Here is a 14685-nt window from a genome sequence, read left to right as displayed (position 1 = left end):
ATCTGGCGGTTCTGCATCGACCAGCCCACCACTCGGCGGGAGTAAAGGTCGATCACCACCGCCAGATAGGCAAAGCCCTCCTGCGTCCTGATGTAGGTGATGTCGGTCACCCATGTCTTGTCGGGTGCCGCGACATCGAACTGGCGGGCCAGCGTATTGTCGACCACCCTGGATGGCTTGCCACCATAGCTGCCCGGCCTGCGCTTGTAGCCGATCCTCGCTTTAATACCCGCCAGACTGGCGAGACGCGCCACGCGGTTCGGGCAGCAAGTCTCGCCCTGATCGAGCAGGTCGTCATGCAGCTTGCGATAGCCATAGACCTTGCCGCTGTCTTCCCATGCCTGCCGGAGCAGCTCGGTCTGCCGAGCATCTTCCTTCGCCCGTCTGCTCAACGGGTTCTTCAACCAGGCGTAGAAGCCGCTGGGCTGGATGCGCAGACACCGGCACATCGCGCGCACCGGGAACAGCGTGCGATGCTCGGCAACGAACGCGTATCTCACTTTGCATCCCTGGCGGAACGAAGTGGCCAAAGGTCAAATACGCGGTGGCTTTTTTTAGGATGTCGCGCTCCTCGGTCACCCGGTAGCCGCGCTCGGTGATCTGGGCCACCGCATCACGCTTGAACTCGTCGCTGAAATTAGCTTTCCCCATCGTCGCCTCCTGTCCTCAAATTTAGGAAAGAAGGCGTCCACAAATCTAGGGGCTATTCAACGTCGGCATCCATGAACTGCGCAAGAGCTTCCTTGCTCAGACCAGGCTCGGTCGCCGTGTCTCAGTCTTCGCTTTCAGCCTGCCCGAAAATAGCCGGAAGCGTATGCGCGCGAAGATGCGGAAGCGGATCAGCGGCGAGGTCGCGGTAGACAATTTCCGCATCGGGATAAACCTGCGTCAGCTTTGTCATGACCTTTGCGGAACATGTCCCGCGAAAACGAGTTGGGCTCCTGAACGCCGACATCGAGCGATCGATATACACTATCTTCATTCTCGTTTCCCGCCACCAATTATGGAATGGCCCGCCCCTTTTCCAGCATCTGATAGGATGCGGTTGTTGGTGAAAAGGAAAGGAGCGAGCCATGACTATTTGTACACTTGGAGTCGATCTGGGCAAGAACAGCTGCAGTGCTGCCGGGCTTGATACGACTGGCAAAGTCGTGCTGAGCAGACGCATGCGCCCGTCCACAATTCCAGGCTTCACAGCGAAGCTGGCGCCATGCGTGATCGCGATGGAGGCCTGTTGCGGGGCGCATCATCTGGGTCGGTTGCTGGCGGCTCAAGGCCATACCGTCTGGTTGATGTCGCCGGAATATGTCCGTCCCTACGTAAAGGCGCAAAAGAACGATGATCGCGACGCAGAGGCGATCGCGGAAGCCGCAACGCGACCGACCATGCGGTTCGTCGAGATGAAGACCCAGGATCAGCTCGATGTTCAGTCGCTCCATCGCGTGCGGTCGCAGCTCGTGGGAGCGCGTACGAACCTGATAAATCAGGCGCGAGCGATCCTAATGGAACGCGGGATCGTAGCGCCCCAAGGCCGCCAGAAGTTCGAGAGGGCACTCGATGCGATGCTAGCCGATACGGATCGTCTTCCCGAGGGTCGGATCCGTCGGTTCATGATGGAAACACGCGAGGAGTGGAAGACGCTGGACGACAGGATCGCGGCGCTTGATATGGAGTTTCTAGAACTCACCCGAACCGATGAACTGGCGCGCAGGCTTTTGACGATCCCAGGGATCGGTTCGCTCAATGCGACAGCCCTGGCAGCCGCAGTCGGAGATGCGTCGACCTTTGAACGGAGCCGTGATCTCAGCGCTTGGCTGGGCTTGGTACCGAAGCAATACACGACAGGCGGGAAACCGAAGATTCGAGGAATAAGCAAACGCGGAAACAGGTACCTGCGAACCCTTTTGATCCATGGTGCAAGAGCTGCACTGCCATCGCTTGCCAAGAGCGAGACGCCGCTGGGGAGCTGGCTGCTCGGCCTGCTTGCCAGATGCCACTACAACACGGTGACGGTGGCACTGGCCAACAAGCTGGCCCGGATCGCTTGGGTCACACTGCGTCGCGGAGACACGTTGTCGATCGACCGTGCTGCAATGCCGATCTGAGTATCCTGGTCACCGGTCCTCGACCGGTTGTGTGACCACGATGTCTGCGGGAGGAATTTTGAAGATGGCCTGACGGTAAATCGACGCCCTGAAAGCCTGGTACCAAGAACGGCACTTTGCTGCCACCCCCATTATGAGGTTCAGAGCGTGCGAAGCTCCATCTTGGCGACAGCGCAACGCTGATATGCCGTATACGTTGATGCAGACCAGTCAGTTGCCAGCCTCAAAATAGTCCTTGCAGACGGGGCGGGCCATACGTTCTTGAACCGCCCCGGGATTGCCGGAGGCCCTAACTCCTGAGAGGAAGGGTCTACGATGAGCAAGACAACGAACAAGTTTTCACCTGAGGTGCGTGAACGGGCTGTTCGCCTGGCGCTGGATCAAGAGAGCGAGCATCCCTCCCGTTGGGCAGCGATCACATCCATAGCGGCCATGATTGACTGCTCGGGTCACACGCTGCTGGAGTGGGTGAAGAAGGCCGAGGTGAACAGCGGCAAGCGTGCCGGCGTTCCGGTCGGGGACTGTCAGTAATTTTGTGCGCGAGGTCATATAGATGGAATGGAAAGGACCATCGATATGGCAATCGACAAGGAGTTACTGGACCAGCTGGACGGACGTGACCCGCAAGAGTTATTCGCCCGGGACGGACTGATTGACGAGTTGAAGAAGGCACTGTCGGAACGGATGCTGACGGCAGAACTGGACGATCATCTCGAATCGGAAGCGGAGGCCGGCGTCGCCAATCGGCGCAACGGCAGCTCGAAGAAGACGATGCTGACCGGCACGTCGAAAGTGACGCTGGATATTCCGCGCGACCGTTCGGGTACATTCGATCCCAAGCTGATCGCCGAGTATCAGCGCCACTTCCCGGACTTCGATACGAAGATCATCTCGATGTACGCACGCGGCATGACGGTGCGTGAGATCCGGGGGCACCTGGAAGAGCTGTACGGCATTAACGTGCGCCGGATCTGATCTCCACGATCACCGACGCCGTGCTGGAAACGGTGACCGAATGGCAGGGCCGGCCGCTCGATGATTGCTATCCTCTGGTGTTCTTCGACGCGATCCGCGTGAAGGTTCGCGACGAAGGCTTCGTTCGCAACAAGGCGGTCTACATCGCGCTCGGCATCCTGCCCGACGGAACCAAAGAAACCCCCAGACGAGGCCCGCACTCCGCTAATCTACGCCGCGAGTTGCGCCAAATGTTCTGACGACGGACACTATTGCTCTCTCCGTATTGCCCCCCGAAACAATCAGACTGCTTCTGTGCACATAAAGCGATGCCGGAGCAACCAGATGGGCATGCGCGTCGATGATCATCTATCCTTACCCCCGTTGGTTTAAGCGCATTTTCGGGCTGAAGACAGAGTGTAGCAACTCAAATCGGGTAGACCAGATAACGGGGGAGAACCGATGTATCGAGCTCGGCGCGGCGGGACAGCAACTTGGCGCCACCATCGTCTGACAGTCGCATTGTATCGAGATAGCGGCCGGCGGCCAGGACTTGGGTGACGCCGGCATCCATCGGCGTCATGAACACCGAGAAATTCGAAACCACTTCCACCGTTCGGGCATCGACCTGGCGATGGCTGACGCGCTGGACGAAATGACGGGTGCGGTAGTCCTGAAAGGTGCCGGCCCAGATCTCGTTCACATAGGTGACGCGATCTTCGAGCCGTGCCCGGCAATCGTCGAACATGAATCCGAGCTCGAGGTTGTGCTCGCTATTTTCGACCGCGCGGCAATAATAGGATGCTTGTTCTTCCTCGGCATAGTTCGCCAGCCAGCCCGGCATGTCCTTGCTGTCAAGCGCGTTGGCATCGGCCAGCAGCAATCGGTCGATCGCTTTTTCCAGCTCGGGAGTGGTGGCCGTCATGCCTCTGCCCTCTCGAAACCCATCGCCGAGCGGTAATATTCCCAGCGGGGCAGATTGCCGCTTTCATCGTTCTGCAGAAACTCCGATTCCAGCTTGCCCGGATCACGCACGCCTTTCTGGAAGATAGCGTTGCCCGGCGTGTGACTGCCGATGTGGATCCGGTGGAAGATCGAGGCGTCTTCCATACTGATCAGCCCGCAGGGACCCAACAGGTTGGAACTCTGCCGCAAGCGGTGGCGAACCATGTCCGCATCGTCGTCCTGGTGGGCGAAATAGGCGTAGTGAACTTCTGTAGTCTCTGCGTCGACCGGGTTGGCAAAGCGCAGATTGATGACATCGAGGTGCTTGGTCGAGACGAAGGTGGGGAACAGCTGGACGATCCGCGACCCGACCGATGGATCCTGCCCCTTGAAGGAAATCAGATCCTTGTCTTTCAGAACGCTGGGGCCGCTCGCCACGGAGAGTGCCGATTCGAAGCAGACATGGCCGCGTTTGGTGGCGGTATACTGCCGCCCCTTGCCGCCCTGCCAATTGAGCATCTTGAATGCCGCGTGGAGCAGCGGGGCATGGTAGCCGTCGTTGTCGTTGTAACCCTTCCAGTTGCTGTCGTAGCGAACCTTCTGGTAACCCAGCAGTTTGAGGCGACCGTCGCCCGCCATCAGTTCGCGCAGTGTTTCGCCGGCTTCGCCGAGGAACTCGTCAAGTGGCTCAGTCTCGGCCGAAAACGTGACGAAGATCAGACCATAGAAAAGTTCGAAACGCGGTTGCTCCAAGGGGTAATCGGCCTTGTCGAAGCCGGGCAGGAATTCGCGCGGGTTGGGGCAGCCGACCAAGTTCCCCTTGGCGTTGAACAGCCAGCGGTGATAGGGGCACTCAAACTCGGTCTTGTTGCCCATCACTGCGGTTTCGAGCTGGTTGCTGCGGTGCGAGCAGGCGTTGTAAAACACCCGCACCACGCCGGCCTCGTCGCGAGAGATCAGAAGCGGGATTCCGGCCAGCCGCATCGTCTTGAAATCACCGGGATTGGGCAATTCGCTTTCATGCGCAATCGGGTGCCATTCCGGGCCGTGAAAAATCCGCCTGATCTCGTCAGCGTAGAGATCCGCCCGAGTAAAGGCCGCCTTGGGAACTTCATTATAGTTCTTGGGCCAGGTCAGTGTTGTTTCAGCCATCCTCGTTTCCCCACAGGTTTGATTGCAGCAATTCAGCTCATTTCAACGCTCCGCCTCGAGCGCCTTGCCCAGTTCGGCCCACATCCTGCCCGAATTACGCGCACCTTCGAGATAGTTTTCGGGACACAGGTGATAGGGCGGACGGCAAGGTCCGGCGTTCATCCATCCACCGGCGGTCATCCGCGCCTTTTCCAGCGGAATGTTGTAGGTGGAGAATTCCTTGAAGCTGCCGTTGGGAAACAGCGTTGCTGCCGTGGGCGCGAGCCGCCCCATGAATGTCTTGGCCTTGCTCCAGTCGCCGGTGGCGCGGGCCTGGGCGACGAGATCCCGCAATGTCGTACTGACGAGAGGATGGCAGACCGCGCCGCTGGTCCAGAAGGCATCGACCGAATCGTCCATCCGCGCCGCGCCATAGTAATCAAAATCGATCGGCAGCAGCTTGATCCGCCCCTTGATCGCGGCCAGATCGGGCAGCAGTGTGCCGACGCCGATGTACTTGGCAGTGACAACCTGCGGAATTTCGGCGACCTGACCCCAGAAATGGCGCGGGAAATCGAACTTGAATGCTTCGGGATTGGCATAGATTGCAATATTGATATCGGGCACCGCCTCAGCGACATCCTTGTAGAACTGGACCGCGACATCGACGCTCGGCGCGCACCACATCGGTACGCCCAGCATCGTCCCGGTCGCGCCGATATCGACTGCCTGGCGGGTCAGCGCGATGGTGTCGCGGGTGTTGATGCAGGTTGTGCCGACAAACACCGGCACCCGGCCCGCGGCGGCATCGACGATAGTCTTCATAAAGACGAGCTTTTCGTCAAGTGTCATGGTCGCGGCCTCGCCCAGCGTCCCCATACTGAGAATGCCGTCGACCCCGGCCTCAATCAGGCCGTTGACCATGCGGGCTGCTTCGTCGACATTAACAGTATCGGTGGCACGCCAGTCGGAAGCACCTTCCTTGGCCGGCGTCGGCACGATCGCCCAGGCACCCCTCACATCAGCAGCAGTCAGCAGTTCACGCGCCACAAAACATCTCCCAAATACTCTTCAAACATTAGCCAATGTGTAACGCATTGCCTATTGACTTGGCAAGGGTGGAATACGGATTTATGAGGCCGAATGCCACTAGGATTGCACGCGTCCGGCCGGATGCGGTGTGGGTTGGGAGAAATCAGGGATGACAGACGCGAACGGCAGATTTGCAGGCAAGATCGCAGTTGTCACAGGAGCAGCCCAGGGGATCGGCTTTGCTACCGCCCAGCGCCTAGGGCGAGAAGGGGCCACGGTCGTGGTTGCCGATCGTGCAGAACAGGCGACACTGGATGCGGTTGCGCGACTTATGGCCGAATCTGTCGACGCGCACCCCGCCATCCACGACCTTGAGCAACAGGCTGGAGCCGCTGCCCTGTATAACGCTGTAAGCGATAAATTCGGGCGGATCGACGTGGCCGTCCATAATGTAGGTGGTACGATATGGGCCAAGCCCTATTGGGAATACACCACCGAAGAAATCGTCGCCGAGATTAATCGATCGCTGTGGCCGACGCTGTGGTGCTGCCATGCAGTGCTGCCCCACATGCGCGCGGCAGGTCGCGGCGCGATTGTCAACATCGGCTCGGTGGCAACGCGCGGGGTCAATCGCGTGCCCTACGCGGCTGCGAAAGGCGGCGTGGCGGCGCTGACCGCTGCGTTGTCTCTGGAATTGGAGGATTGTGGCATCAGGGTAAATTGCGTGGCTCCCGGCGGGGTCAACGTGACCCGTGTCACCCCACGCAATCCTGCCCCGCCCTCCGACGCGGACCGCAAGGGCTTTGGCGAAGTGATGGAGCAGACCTTGCGCGATACCCCGCTGGGCCGCTTCGGCGAGCCCGAGGAACTGGCCGCCGCAATCTGCTTTCTCGCCGCTGACGAGGCGTCCTACATCACCGGCCAGACGCTCTACGTCGCAGGTGGCGGGATCGGCTGATCCCGCCCGCCTTGCGAGCCTAACCAGCCTGCTTGAGGATTTCGCGGAGCGACACATCGGCATCGGCCAGCTGCCCGGCCGACGCCTTGGCCCGGCGCTCTATCAGCCGTTTGCCGATGCCCATGTCCGGGGCGCGGTTGACAGTCAGGATGCCCTCGATCGTCTCGCCTGACCGGAAGAATGCGGTAAACTGGTTGCTTGCCATGTCTCCGCGCAGGGTTACCTCGGCTTGCGCCGGGATATGGCCGCAGAACTGGATGTTGAGATCGAACTGATCGCTCCAGTACCAAGCCGGCTTGCAGTAATCGACGTCCTGCCCGAGCATCGCGAGCGCTGCTGCCTGGGCCTGGTCGGCAGCGTTCTGGTAGGTTTCCTGGCGGATATGACCGCCGAAGAAGCTGTCCTGTTCGGCGACGTCGCCGGCGGCAAAGACATTCTCATTGCTGGTGCGGCACTGCCTATCGACGATAATGCCGTTATTGGTGACGATGCCTGCGTCCTTGGCAAGGCTGGTTTCCGGCACGATGCCGACCCCGACCACAACGGCATCGCAATCCACCAGCGACCCGTCGTCGAGTTCGACCTGAGTCACCCGACCATCTAGGACTCTCATCGCGTTCACGCCGCGTCCGAAGCGGGTATCGACGCCGCGCTGGCGATGTTCCTCGCCCAGCCATTGCCCGAACTGCGGCCCGAGCGCCCGGATCATCGGCGCCGCGAACGGCTCGATCGCCGTCACCCGGCAGCCCAACTTGATCGCGCTGGCCGCCACTTCCGCGCCGATCACGCCCATGCCGATTATGACGATGCGGGCCCCATCCTTGAGATCCGCCGCCATTCGCGTGGCATCGTCGCGGGTGCGCAAATAATGCACGTTGGCGGCATCGGTGCCCTCCATGTTGAGCTTGCGCGCCGAGCCGCCGGTCGCGAGGAGTATGCGATCTGCCTGGACCAGTTCGCCTCCGCCCAGGCGGACGCCGCCTGCGGTCAGATCGAGCGCTTCTGCCCGCACCCCGAGCCGCATGTCGATACGGTTGTCCGCGTACCATGCTTCATCGTGGAGGAAGAAGTTGTCCGGTACGTTGGCCGGATCCCACAACACTTCCTTGGACAGCGGCGGGCGCTCGTAGGGACGCCAGGGTTCCTCGCCGATCAGGGTGATCCGGCCATCAAAGCCAGCCTGGCGCAAGGACTCCACCGCGCGGCCACCCGCAAGATTTGCTCCGACCACGGCTATCGATTTCATGCAATTCTCCCAACTTTGAAAGCATACCGGAACAGCCGGCTGTCATTCGACCACCTTCCTTCCATATCTTTGCACATTATGTAATGCGTTGCAAATGTGTGATTGCGCTATGTCCGGCCAGTGGGTCCGATCTTTTCCATTCTCAACGCCAACTGACGACGCGACAGCCCCAAAGTACGGGCGGCTCGCGCAAAATTTCCGCCCGAGGCTTCCACCGCCTCCCGGATGACGAGGCCCTCCACGTTCGACAGAGTTTCGCCACCCTCGACAATCAAATCGAGCACCTGGCGAATCAACTCCGAACGATCATGGATATCGGTAACAGGCATAATCTTGCCGTCACTAGCCAATCCCATGGCCGGCTTTAGATCGGGTAAATCGTTACCCAGAAACAGATGCCGGAGGTCGATCGCCTGCCCATCATCGGCGAGCAACACCGCCCGCTCCACCATTCGCTCGAGTTCGCGCACGTTGCCGGGGTAATCGTAGACCAGCAAGGCATTGATCGCCCTCGTGGTGAACCCAGCTACCGCGCGTTGGTGACGACGCGAGAAACGAAAACGGAAATGCTCGATCAGCCCGGGTATGTCTTCGCGGCGCTGGCGCAGCGGCGGCACCCAAATCGGCAAGGTCGAAATCTGGTAGAACAGGTCGGCGCGAAACAGGCCATCGCGCATCGACTGAGTCAGATCGGCGTTGGCAGCGGCCATCAGGCGAACATCCACCTTAATGGTTCGCGTGTCGCCGACACGCTCGAATTCGCCTTCCTGGATCACACGCAGGATCTTGCTTTGGGCCAGAGGCGAGAGAGTGGATATCTCATCGAGGAAGAGCGTCCCACCATGGGCAAGTTCGAAGCGACCCGGTCGCGCAGCCACGGCCCCGGTGAAAGCGCCTTTGGCCACGCCAAAAAGCTCGGATTCGATCAACCCTTCAGGAATGGCGGCGCAATTGAGCGCGACAAAAGGAGCTTCCTTCCGCCGGCTCAAGCGATGCGCGAATTTCGCCAGCACCTCCTTGCCGACCCCGGTTTCTCCCGTGAATAACAAGGTTGCGTCGCTTGGCGCCGATCGCTCGATCATCGTCTTCACGGCAATGAAGCCAGCCGATACGCCAACGGCCATGCTGTTTTCGCCGGAATCCAGGACCGGCGGTTCCAGCGGCAAGGCCGATTTTTCCGGGCTGTCAAGGTGTGACCATTCCATGGCTGGCTTGGCATGCAGCAGACATGCCGCATCGCCCATACCGGCACACTCCAGTTCGCGCATGATGATCGGCTGGCCGGCAAATGCAGTGGCAAAACCGCTGGCAAAGCCAGTCTGCATCCAGCAGACCGGATCGGTGGCGCGGCCTTCGGCGTTGAGGTGAATGGCGGCTTCGATTGAATCGTGGACCAGGAACCGTCCTTCGAAGTGTCCGCGGGACTTGTCGTTTTCGAGCGCTTCGATCTGGGTCCAGCCAAAACCGGTCAAAGCATGGGCCTGGGGTCCTACGGCAAATGCATCGAGAAAGTCTCGATCGGGTCGTAGTTCCTTCGCGCCGACTGCACACCGCGCACCTTCGGCAAAGCCGAGCTCCCAGAAGAACTTGCTGGCCGCGTCCAGTCCTAACTGGGAAACCATGTGTCCCCGAAGCCCGGCAAGGGCAGAATTGCTTAGCAAGACGCAACGCTCGCCATCGCGCCAGATGCGGCCCATCTCGGGTGAGAACTGGAACGGATCTTTGGACGCTGCTGGCTGTTTCTAGTCCATACAAGCCAGATTCCCAAAACAGGCGATTATTTCCGCACGTTCATGGGCGAAGACGATGTCATCGTCATTCGCCAGAAGGACGGGTCGATCAAGGCGTTCCTGAACAGTTGCACCCACCGCGGGAACCGCGTCTGCCGCGCCGACCGCGGCAACGCAAGGGCGTTTACCTGCAACTACCACGGCTGGTCGTTTGCCCCCGATGGGGCGCTCGCCGGGGTTCCGCTGGAAAACGAGGCCTATTTTGGTAAGCTAGACCGCAGCAAGTTCGGGCTGGTTCCCGTGACTAAAGTGTCCGAATACAAGGGTCTTGTCTTCGGCTGCTGGGACGCAAATTCGCCCAGCCTCGAAGACTATCTAGGCGACGCAAAGTTTTCCTCGATGTCTGGCTGGATGCCATGCCGGGCGGATCAGCGCTGCTCGGCGAAACCCAGAAGATGGTGCTAGGCACCAACTGGAAGCTGCCGGTCGAGAACGTCTGCGGCGATGGCTATCACCTTGGCTGGGCCCATGCCGGCGCGATGTCAGCCGTGCAGTCCATGGACCTCACGGGGCTCAACGTCGGCAATTCGGGCGTCGATCTTGATGGCGGGCTCTCAGTAGCCGGCATGAACGGCCACATGGTGCTGAGCGCGCTCGACGGTGTTTCGGGCTACGCCTTCTATCCCGATCCCAAACCGATCCTCGAATACCTGGAAGCCAACCGCCAGACGGTGATCGACCGCTTGGGCGAGGTGCGTGGCAAGCAGGTCTGGGGAGCGCAGGTCAACATTACCATCTTCCCCAACCTGCAACTGCTGCCCGGCCTCAACTGGTTTCGGGTCTATCATCCCAAGGGCCCCGGGCAGATCGAGCAGTGGACCTGGGCGATGGCCGAAAACGACATGCTCGAGGCGGTCAAGACACAAATCCTCGAGAACCAGTGCCTGACCGTCGGCCTGGCCGGACTGTTCGACAACGACGACGGCGACAACCTTGCCGCCTGCACTGAACAATCGCGCGGCTGGCGCACGGCGCAGATGGATGTCTATACCAATATGGCCCTGGGGCGTTCCGGGAAACGCGAAGGCTTTCCGGGCGACATCGCCGCCGGCCTGGTGAGCGAACACAACCAGCGTTATTTCTACCGCCGCTGGCAAGAGCACATGATGGCGGAAACCTGGGCCGAGGTGCCCACCTACAACATCAACTCGCTGACAGCGCAGGAGGCCGAACATGCTTGACCGGCCCCTGTCGCCTCCCCCGGTCGAGGTAATCGTCGCGGTCACCCAGGCGCTCCACTGCGAGGCGCGGCTGCTCGACAATGAAGACTTCGACGGCTGGCTGGCCATGCTGAACGAAGACATCTGCTATCGCATGGAATTGAAGAGCCGCCGGTTTCGTGCGGATCGTTCGCCCCCCTTGCCGGTCGGCCCGGGCGTGATCTTCAACGAGGATCTTGGCCGTCTCAAGCTGCGGGTGGATCGCTTGAAATCCGGCTTCGTTTGGGCCGAAGACCCGCCCAACTTCATTCGCCGCGCCATCTCCAACGTCGAGGTAGTGGCCAGACCTGCGGAGAACGAGGTGCGGGTCCATTCGGTGCTGATCATGCACCGCAACCGGATCGACGGCACCACCCGCGTGCTCACCGCCGCGCGCACCGACCTGTGGCGCGGCGAAGGCCAGGCCTGGCTGCTCGCGGCGCGCGACATCGTGCTCGACCATTCCGTGCTGCCCGACAGCAATCTCAACGCCTTCTTCTGAACTGCAATTTCAAACATCACAATTGGGAGGTTAAACCATGCGCTTCGAACGGATCGGCCGCGAGCCGGATTATTCACGCTACATGGACCTCAAGGAAGGCTGGCTCGACCGGCGGATCTTTTCCGACGCCGATATTTATGAGGAAGAGCTTTACCGGATCTTCGCCCGGTCGTGGCTGTTCGTCGCCCACGAAAGCCAGATCCCCAAGGCCGGAGATTTCCTGACCACCCATATGGGCGAAGACGCGGTGATCGTCGCGCGTCAGGCCGATGGTTCGATCCGGGTCATGCTCAATTCCTGCCCGCACCGCGGCAACAAGGTCTGCTTCGCCGATGCCGGCAACACTCGTCGGTTCGTCTGCAATTACCACGGCTGGGCCTTTGACACCGCAGGCGACCTCAAAGGCATGCACGAGGAATATTGCTACGACAATGGCGATATCGACTTCAAGAACCATGGCCTCAAGAACGTCGCCAAGGTCAGCAGCTACAAGGGCCTGGTGTTCGCCACCTTCAACGGCGATGCGCCGAGCCTGGAGGCATGGTTGGGCGATTTCCGCTGGTATCTCGACATGATCCTCGACAACGAGGAAGGCGGCACCGAATTCATTGGCGGCTGCATCAAATCGGTGATGAGCGCGAACTGGAAGTTCGGGGTCGAGAACTTCATCGGCGATGCTTACCACGCTGGCTGGACGCACGATTCCGGCTGCCGTTCGATGAACGATGGCATGCCCTTCCCGCCGATCGACATGGAATACTCCTATCATGCCAGCGTGAACGGTCACGGCTGGGAATTCGGCACCGAGGGCGTTGGCGATCTCGTCCTGCTCGGCCGTCCAAAGGTCATGGACTATTACAACAAGATCCGCCCCAAGATGGCTGAACGCCTGGGCGAGATGCGCTCCAAGATCTTCGGCTCGGTCGCCTCGGCCTCAATCTTCCCCAATGTCTCGTTCCTGCCCGGCATCTCCACCTTCCGCCAATGGCAGCCCAAGGGACCGATGCAGTTCGAATTGAAGACCTGGGTGATCGTCAACAAGAACATGCCTGATGACATCAAGGAAGAAGTCACCAAGGGCGTCATGCAGACCTTCGGCCCCGGTGGCACCTTCGAGATGGATGACGGGGAGAACTGGGAAAACTGCACCACCGTCAACCGCGGAGTCGTCACCAGGCACGAGCGCCTGCACTATCGCTGCGGCATCGGCCGCCAGATCGAACATGATACCCTGCCGGGCATCGTCTATCGCGGCCAGTACAACGACGCCAACCAGCGCGGCTTCTACCAGCGCTGGCTCGACATGATGACCCATGACGAGTTCGGTAAGATGCCGACACGCCCCGAACCGAGGCTTGGCAACGTGGCCGAAACCCGCGACCTGCCCGGCCTGTTCGCGCTCTGAGAGGAATCACAACCATGACCGACACCGCAACCCTCGAGCGCACACGCCAAGGCACTGCCGCATCGCTCGAACTGACCCACGCGCTGGCCCAGACGCTTTATCGCGAAGCGCGCCTGCTCGACACCGAGAACTATGCCGACTGGGCAGAGATGCTGGCGGAAGACCTGCATTACCACATGCCGGGAATCGAAACCCGCTACCGCCGGGACAAGACCGATCAGGTGACCGACCTGACCCGGATGGCCTATTACAACGACAGCAAGCCCGAAATCCTCAAGCGGCTTTCGCGGCTCGAGACCGGAACGGCCTGGTCGGAGGATCCGGCGACGCGCTGCACCCATATCATCACCAACGTCGAGGTGGAGCTTACCGAAAACGCCGACGAGTTCCGGGTCTATTCGGACTTCTATGCCTATCGCAATCGCAACGAACGCGACGAGGATTCGCTGATCGGCAACCGTATCGATATCTGGCGCCAGGTCGGCAACAGCTTTCAACTGGTCAAACGCCGTGCGATCCTCAAGCACAACGTGATGCTGAGCAAGAATCTGAATATCTACGTTTAGTCTATCCACGCTTATAAATAAAAATACATCAACAAGAGGGAGAATGACGCCAATGACAAACCAATCGTTCAATTTCCGGAAGGTCGTCCTGCGCACCAGCGCCTCGGCGATCGTCGGATCAATCGGGCTCGCACCGATGGCGGCGCATGCGCAGGACGCCGCAACAAGTGAGCCTCAGGCTGAGGAGCAACAGACCGGCGGCCTCGAAGAGATCATCGTGACTGCGCGCAAGCGGGCCGAGAACCTGCAGGAAACGCCGGTCGCGATCACCGCGTTGACCGGCGGAATGCTCGAGGAACGCCAGGTCACCAACGTGGCCGAAGTCGCAAAATTCGCGCCGAACGTAAACATCTCGCCGGTCGCCAATCTCTCGGGTTCCAGCGCCACGATCACCTCGTTCATCCGCGGCGTGGGCCAGACCGATTTCAATATCACCGTCGACCCGGGCGTGGGCGTCTATGTCGATGGCGTCTATGTCGCCCGCTCGGTTGGCGCGCTGCTCGACATGGCCGACATTGCGAGCGTCCAGGTCCTGCGCGGGCCGCAGGGCACACTGTTCGGCAAGAACACCATCGGCGGCGCGATCGTCGTCAATTCCGTCGAACCGCAGTACGATTTCGACATGAAGCTCGAAGCGGCGACCGGCCGGTTCAACCGCGCCGATTTCAAGGGCATAATCAACGTGCCGCTGAGCGACACTCTCGCAATGCGCGCGGTTGCTTCCTATGAAACCCGCGACGGCTACCAGAAGCGTTTGTTCGACGGCGGCCGCCAGGGCAACAAGGACAGCTTCGGCGGACGCATTGCGTTCAAGTGGGAGCCGACCGACAAGCTGACCGTCAACCTGAGCGG

Annotated in this window: 14 protein-coding genes and 3 pseudogenes; 10 read left to right on the top strand and 7 right to left on the bottom strand. The window is 60.3% G+C overall.

Annotated elements, in window-relative coordinates; all coding sequences use genetic code 11:
* Together A9D15_RS05115 and A9D15_RS17055 are read right to left on the bottom strand one after the other, a co-directional pair.
* Positions 1-651: pseudogene (locus A9D15_RS05115) on the bottom strand (IS3 family transposase); the annotation flags it as partial.
* A 121-nt stretch (positions 652-772) separates the two neighbouring features.
* A complete protein-coding gene (locus A9D15_RS17055; RefSeq protein ID WP_268237109.1) occupies positions 773-901 on the bottom strand; it encodes a hypothetical protein in 129 nt (42 codons plus the stop codon).
* 172 nt (positions 902-1073) lie between these two features.
* Here A9D15_RS17055 and A9D15_RS05110 point away from each other — a divergent pair, with 172 nt between their 5' ends.
* The 3 genes and pseudogenes from A9D15_RS05110 to A9D15_RS05100 all read left to right on the top strand — a co-directional run.
* A complete protein-coding gene (locus A9D15_RS05110) occupies positions 1074-2105 on the top strand; it encodes an IS110 family RNA-guided transposase (RefSeq protein ID WP_066762568.1) in 1032 nt (343 codons plus the stop codon).
* A gap of 315 nt (positions 2106-2420) precedes the next feature.
* Positions 2421-2618, top strand: a pseudogene (locus A9D15_RS05105) (transposase); the annotation flags it as partial.
* Positions 2619-2681: 63 nt separating this feature from the next.
* A pseudogene (locus A9D15_RS05100) lies at positions 2682-3259 on the top strand (IS256 family transposase); the annotation flags it as partial.
* Positions 3260-3486: 227 nt separating this feature from the next.
* On the opposite strand, the gene A9D15_RS05095 reads toward A9D15_RS05100, so the two are convergent.
* From A9D15_RS05095 to A9D15_RS05085, 3 genes are read right to left on the bottom strand one after another with little or no spacing between them, the layout of a single operon-like run.
* Complete coding sequence (locus tag A9D15_RS05095; RefSeq protein ID WP_066762567.1) at positions 3487-3984, bottom strand: aromatic-ring-hydroxylating dioxygenase subunit beta; 498 nt, start codon at positions 3982-3984, stop codon at positions 3487-3489.
* Positions 3981-5156 carry an aromatic ring-hydroxylating oxygenase subunit alpha gene (locus tag A9D15_RS05090; RefSeq protein WP_066762564.1) on the bottom strand — a complete coding sequence of 392 codons (1176 nt, stop codon included), beginning with the start codon at positions 5154-5156 and terminating at the stop codon, positions 3981-3983. The genes A9D15_RS05095 and A9D15_RS05090 overlap by 4 nt, the downstream gene beginning before the upstream one ends.
* Before the next feature lie 42 nt (positions 5157-5198).
* Entirely contained in the window at positions 5199-6185 is a 987-nt protein-coding gene (locus tag A9D15_RS05085) for a dihydrodipicolinate synthase family protein (RefSeq protein WP_066762562.1), read from the bottom strand.
* A gap of 151 nt (positions 6186-6336) precedes the next feature.
* Here A9D15_RS05085 and A9D15_RS05080 point away from each other — a divergent pair, with 151 nt between their 5' ends.
* A complete protein-coding gene (locus A9D15_RS05080; RefSeq protein WP_066762559.1) occupies positions 6337-7125 on the top strand; it encodes a 1,6-dihydroxycyclohexa-2,4-diene-1-carboxylate dehydrogenase in 789 nt (262 codons plus the stop codon).
* A gap of 19 nt (positions 7126-7144) precedes the next feature.
* Here the strand turns inward: A9D15_RS05080 and A9D15_RS05075 are convergent, their stop codons facing one another.
* Both A9D15_RS05075 and A9D15_RS05070 read right to left on the bottom strand, forming a co-directional pair.
* A complete protein-coding gene (locus A9D15_RS05075; protein WP_066762556.1) occupies positions 7145-8371 on the bottom strand; it encodes an NAD(P)/FAD-dependent oxidoreductase in 1227 nt (408 codons plus the stop codon).
* A 107-nt stretch (positions 8372-8478) separates the two neighbouring features.
* Complete coding sequence (locus A9D15_RS05070) at positions 8479-10068, bottom strand: sigma-54-dependent Fis family transcriptional regulator (protein WP_066762552.1); 1590 nt, start codon at positions 10066-10068, stop codon at positions 8479-8481.
* A gap of 96 nt (positions 10069-10164) precedes the next feature.
* On the opposite strand from A9D15_RS05070, the gene A9D15_RS16910 reads away from it, so the two are divergent.
* From A9D15_RS16910 to A9D15_RS05045, 6 genes are all read left to right on the top strand, one after another.
* Positions 10165-10566 (top strand): Rieske 2Fe-2S domain-containing protein, encoded by a 402-nt coding sequence (locus tag A9D15_RS16910; protein ID WP_229660439.1) that lies wholly within the window; start codon positions 10165-10167, stop codon positions 10564-10566.
* Positions 10518-11342, top strand: coding sequence for an RHO alpha subunit C-terminal catalytic domain-containing protein (locus A9D15_RS05065; RefSeq protein ID WP_229660438.1), 825 nt, complete (start codon positions 10518-10520; stop codon positions 11340-11342). The genes A9D15_RS16910 and A9D15_RS05065 overlap by 49 nt, the downstream gene beginning before the upstream one ends.
* The gene (locus A9D15_RS05060; protein ID WP_066762549.1) at positions 11335-11862 is read left to right on the top strand and encodes an aromatic-ring-hydroxylating dioxygenase subunit beta; all 528 of its coding nucleotides are present in this window, start codon (positions 11335-11337) and stop codon (positions 11860-11862) included. Before A9D15_RS05065 ends, A9D15_RS05060 begins: the two co-directional genes overlap by 8 nt.
* 37 nt (positions 11863-11899) lie before the next feature.
* Complete coding sequence (locus A9D15_RS05055) at positions 11900-13267, top strand: aromatic ring-hydroxylating dioxygenase subunit alpha (RefSeq protein ID WP_066762544.1); 1368 nt, start codon at positions 11900-11902, stop codon at positions 13265-13267.
* A 14-nt stretch (positions 13268-13281) separates the two neighbouring features.
* Complete coding sequence (locus tag A9D15_RS05050; protein ID WP_066762541.1) at positions 13282-13833, top strand: 3-phenylpropionate/cinnamic acid dioxygenase subunit beta; 552 nt, start codon at positions 13282-13284, stop codon at positions 13831-13833.
* 52 nt (positions 13834-13885) lie between these two features.
* On the top strand, positions 13886-14685 hold an 800-nt coding region (locus A9D15_RS05045), incomplete at its 3' end, for a TonB-dependent receptor plug domain-containing protein (RefSeq protein WP_156521655.1).

The organism is Croceicoccus pelagius, from assembly GCF_001661915.1.
Taxonomy (GTDB): Bacteria; Pseudomonadota; Alphaproteobacteria; order Sphingomonadales; family Sphingomonadaceae; genus Croceicoccus; species Croceicoccus pelagius.
The sequence above is the reverse complement of the archived record's forward strand: the minus strand, read 5'-3'. Positions and strand labels throughout refer to the sequence as shown.

Coding starts and splice junctions, on each gene's coding strand:
- A9D15_RS05090 (WP_066762564.1), bottom strand. CDS start 5,156: ATGGCTGAAACAACACTGACCTGGCCCAAGAACTATAATGAAGTTCCC.
- A9D15_RS05095 (WP_066762567.1), bottom strand. CDS start 3,984: ATGACGGCCACCACTCCCGAGCTGGAAAAAGCGATCGACCGATTGCTG.
- A9D15_RS16910 (WP_229660439.1), top strand. CDS start 10,165: ATGGGCGAAGACGATGTCATCGTCATTCGCCAGAAGGACGGGTCGATC.
- A9D15_RS05050 (WP_066762541.1), top strand. CDS start 13,282: ATGACCGACACCGCAACCCTCGAGCGCACACGCCAAGGCACTGCCGCA.
- A9D15_RS05080 (WP_066762559.1), top strand. CDS start 6,337: ATGACAGACGCGAACGGCAGATTTGCAGGCAAGATCGCAGTTGTCACA.
- A9D15_RS05075 (WP_066762556.1), bottom strand. CDS start 8,371: ATGAAATCGATAGCCGTGGTCGGAGCAAATCTTGCGGGTGGCCGCGCG.
- A9D15_RS05060 (WP_066762549.1), top strand. CDS start 11,335: ATGCTTGACCGGCCCCTGTCGCCTCCCCCGGTCGAGGTAATCGTCGCG.
- A9D15_RS05070 (WP_066762552.1), bottom strand. CDS start 10,068: ATGGGCCGCATCTGGCGCGATGGCGAGCGTTGCGTCTTGCTAAGCAAT.
- A9D15_RS05110 (WP_066762568.1), top strand. CDS start 1,074: ATGACTATTTGTACACTTGGAGTCGATCTGGGCAAGAACAGCTGCAGT.
- A9D15_RS17055 (WP_268237109.1), bottom strand. CDS start 901: ATGACAAAGCTGACGCAGGTTTATCCCGATGCGGAAATTGTCTACCGC.
- A9D15_RS05055 (WP_066762544.1), top strand. CDS start 11,900: ATGCGCTTCGAACGGATCGGCCGCGAGCCGGATTATTCACGCTACATG.
- A9D15_RS05065 (WP_229660438.1), top strand. CDS start 10,518: ATGCCGGGCGGATCAGCGCTGCTCGGCGAAACCCAGAAGATGGTGCTA.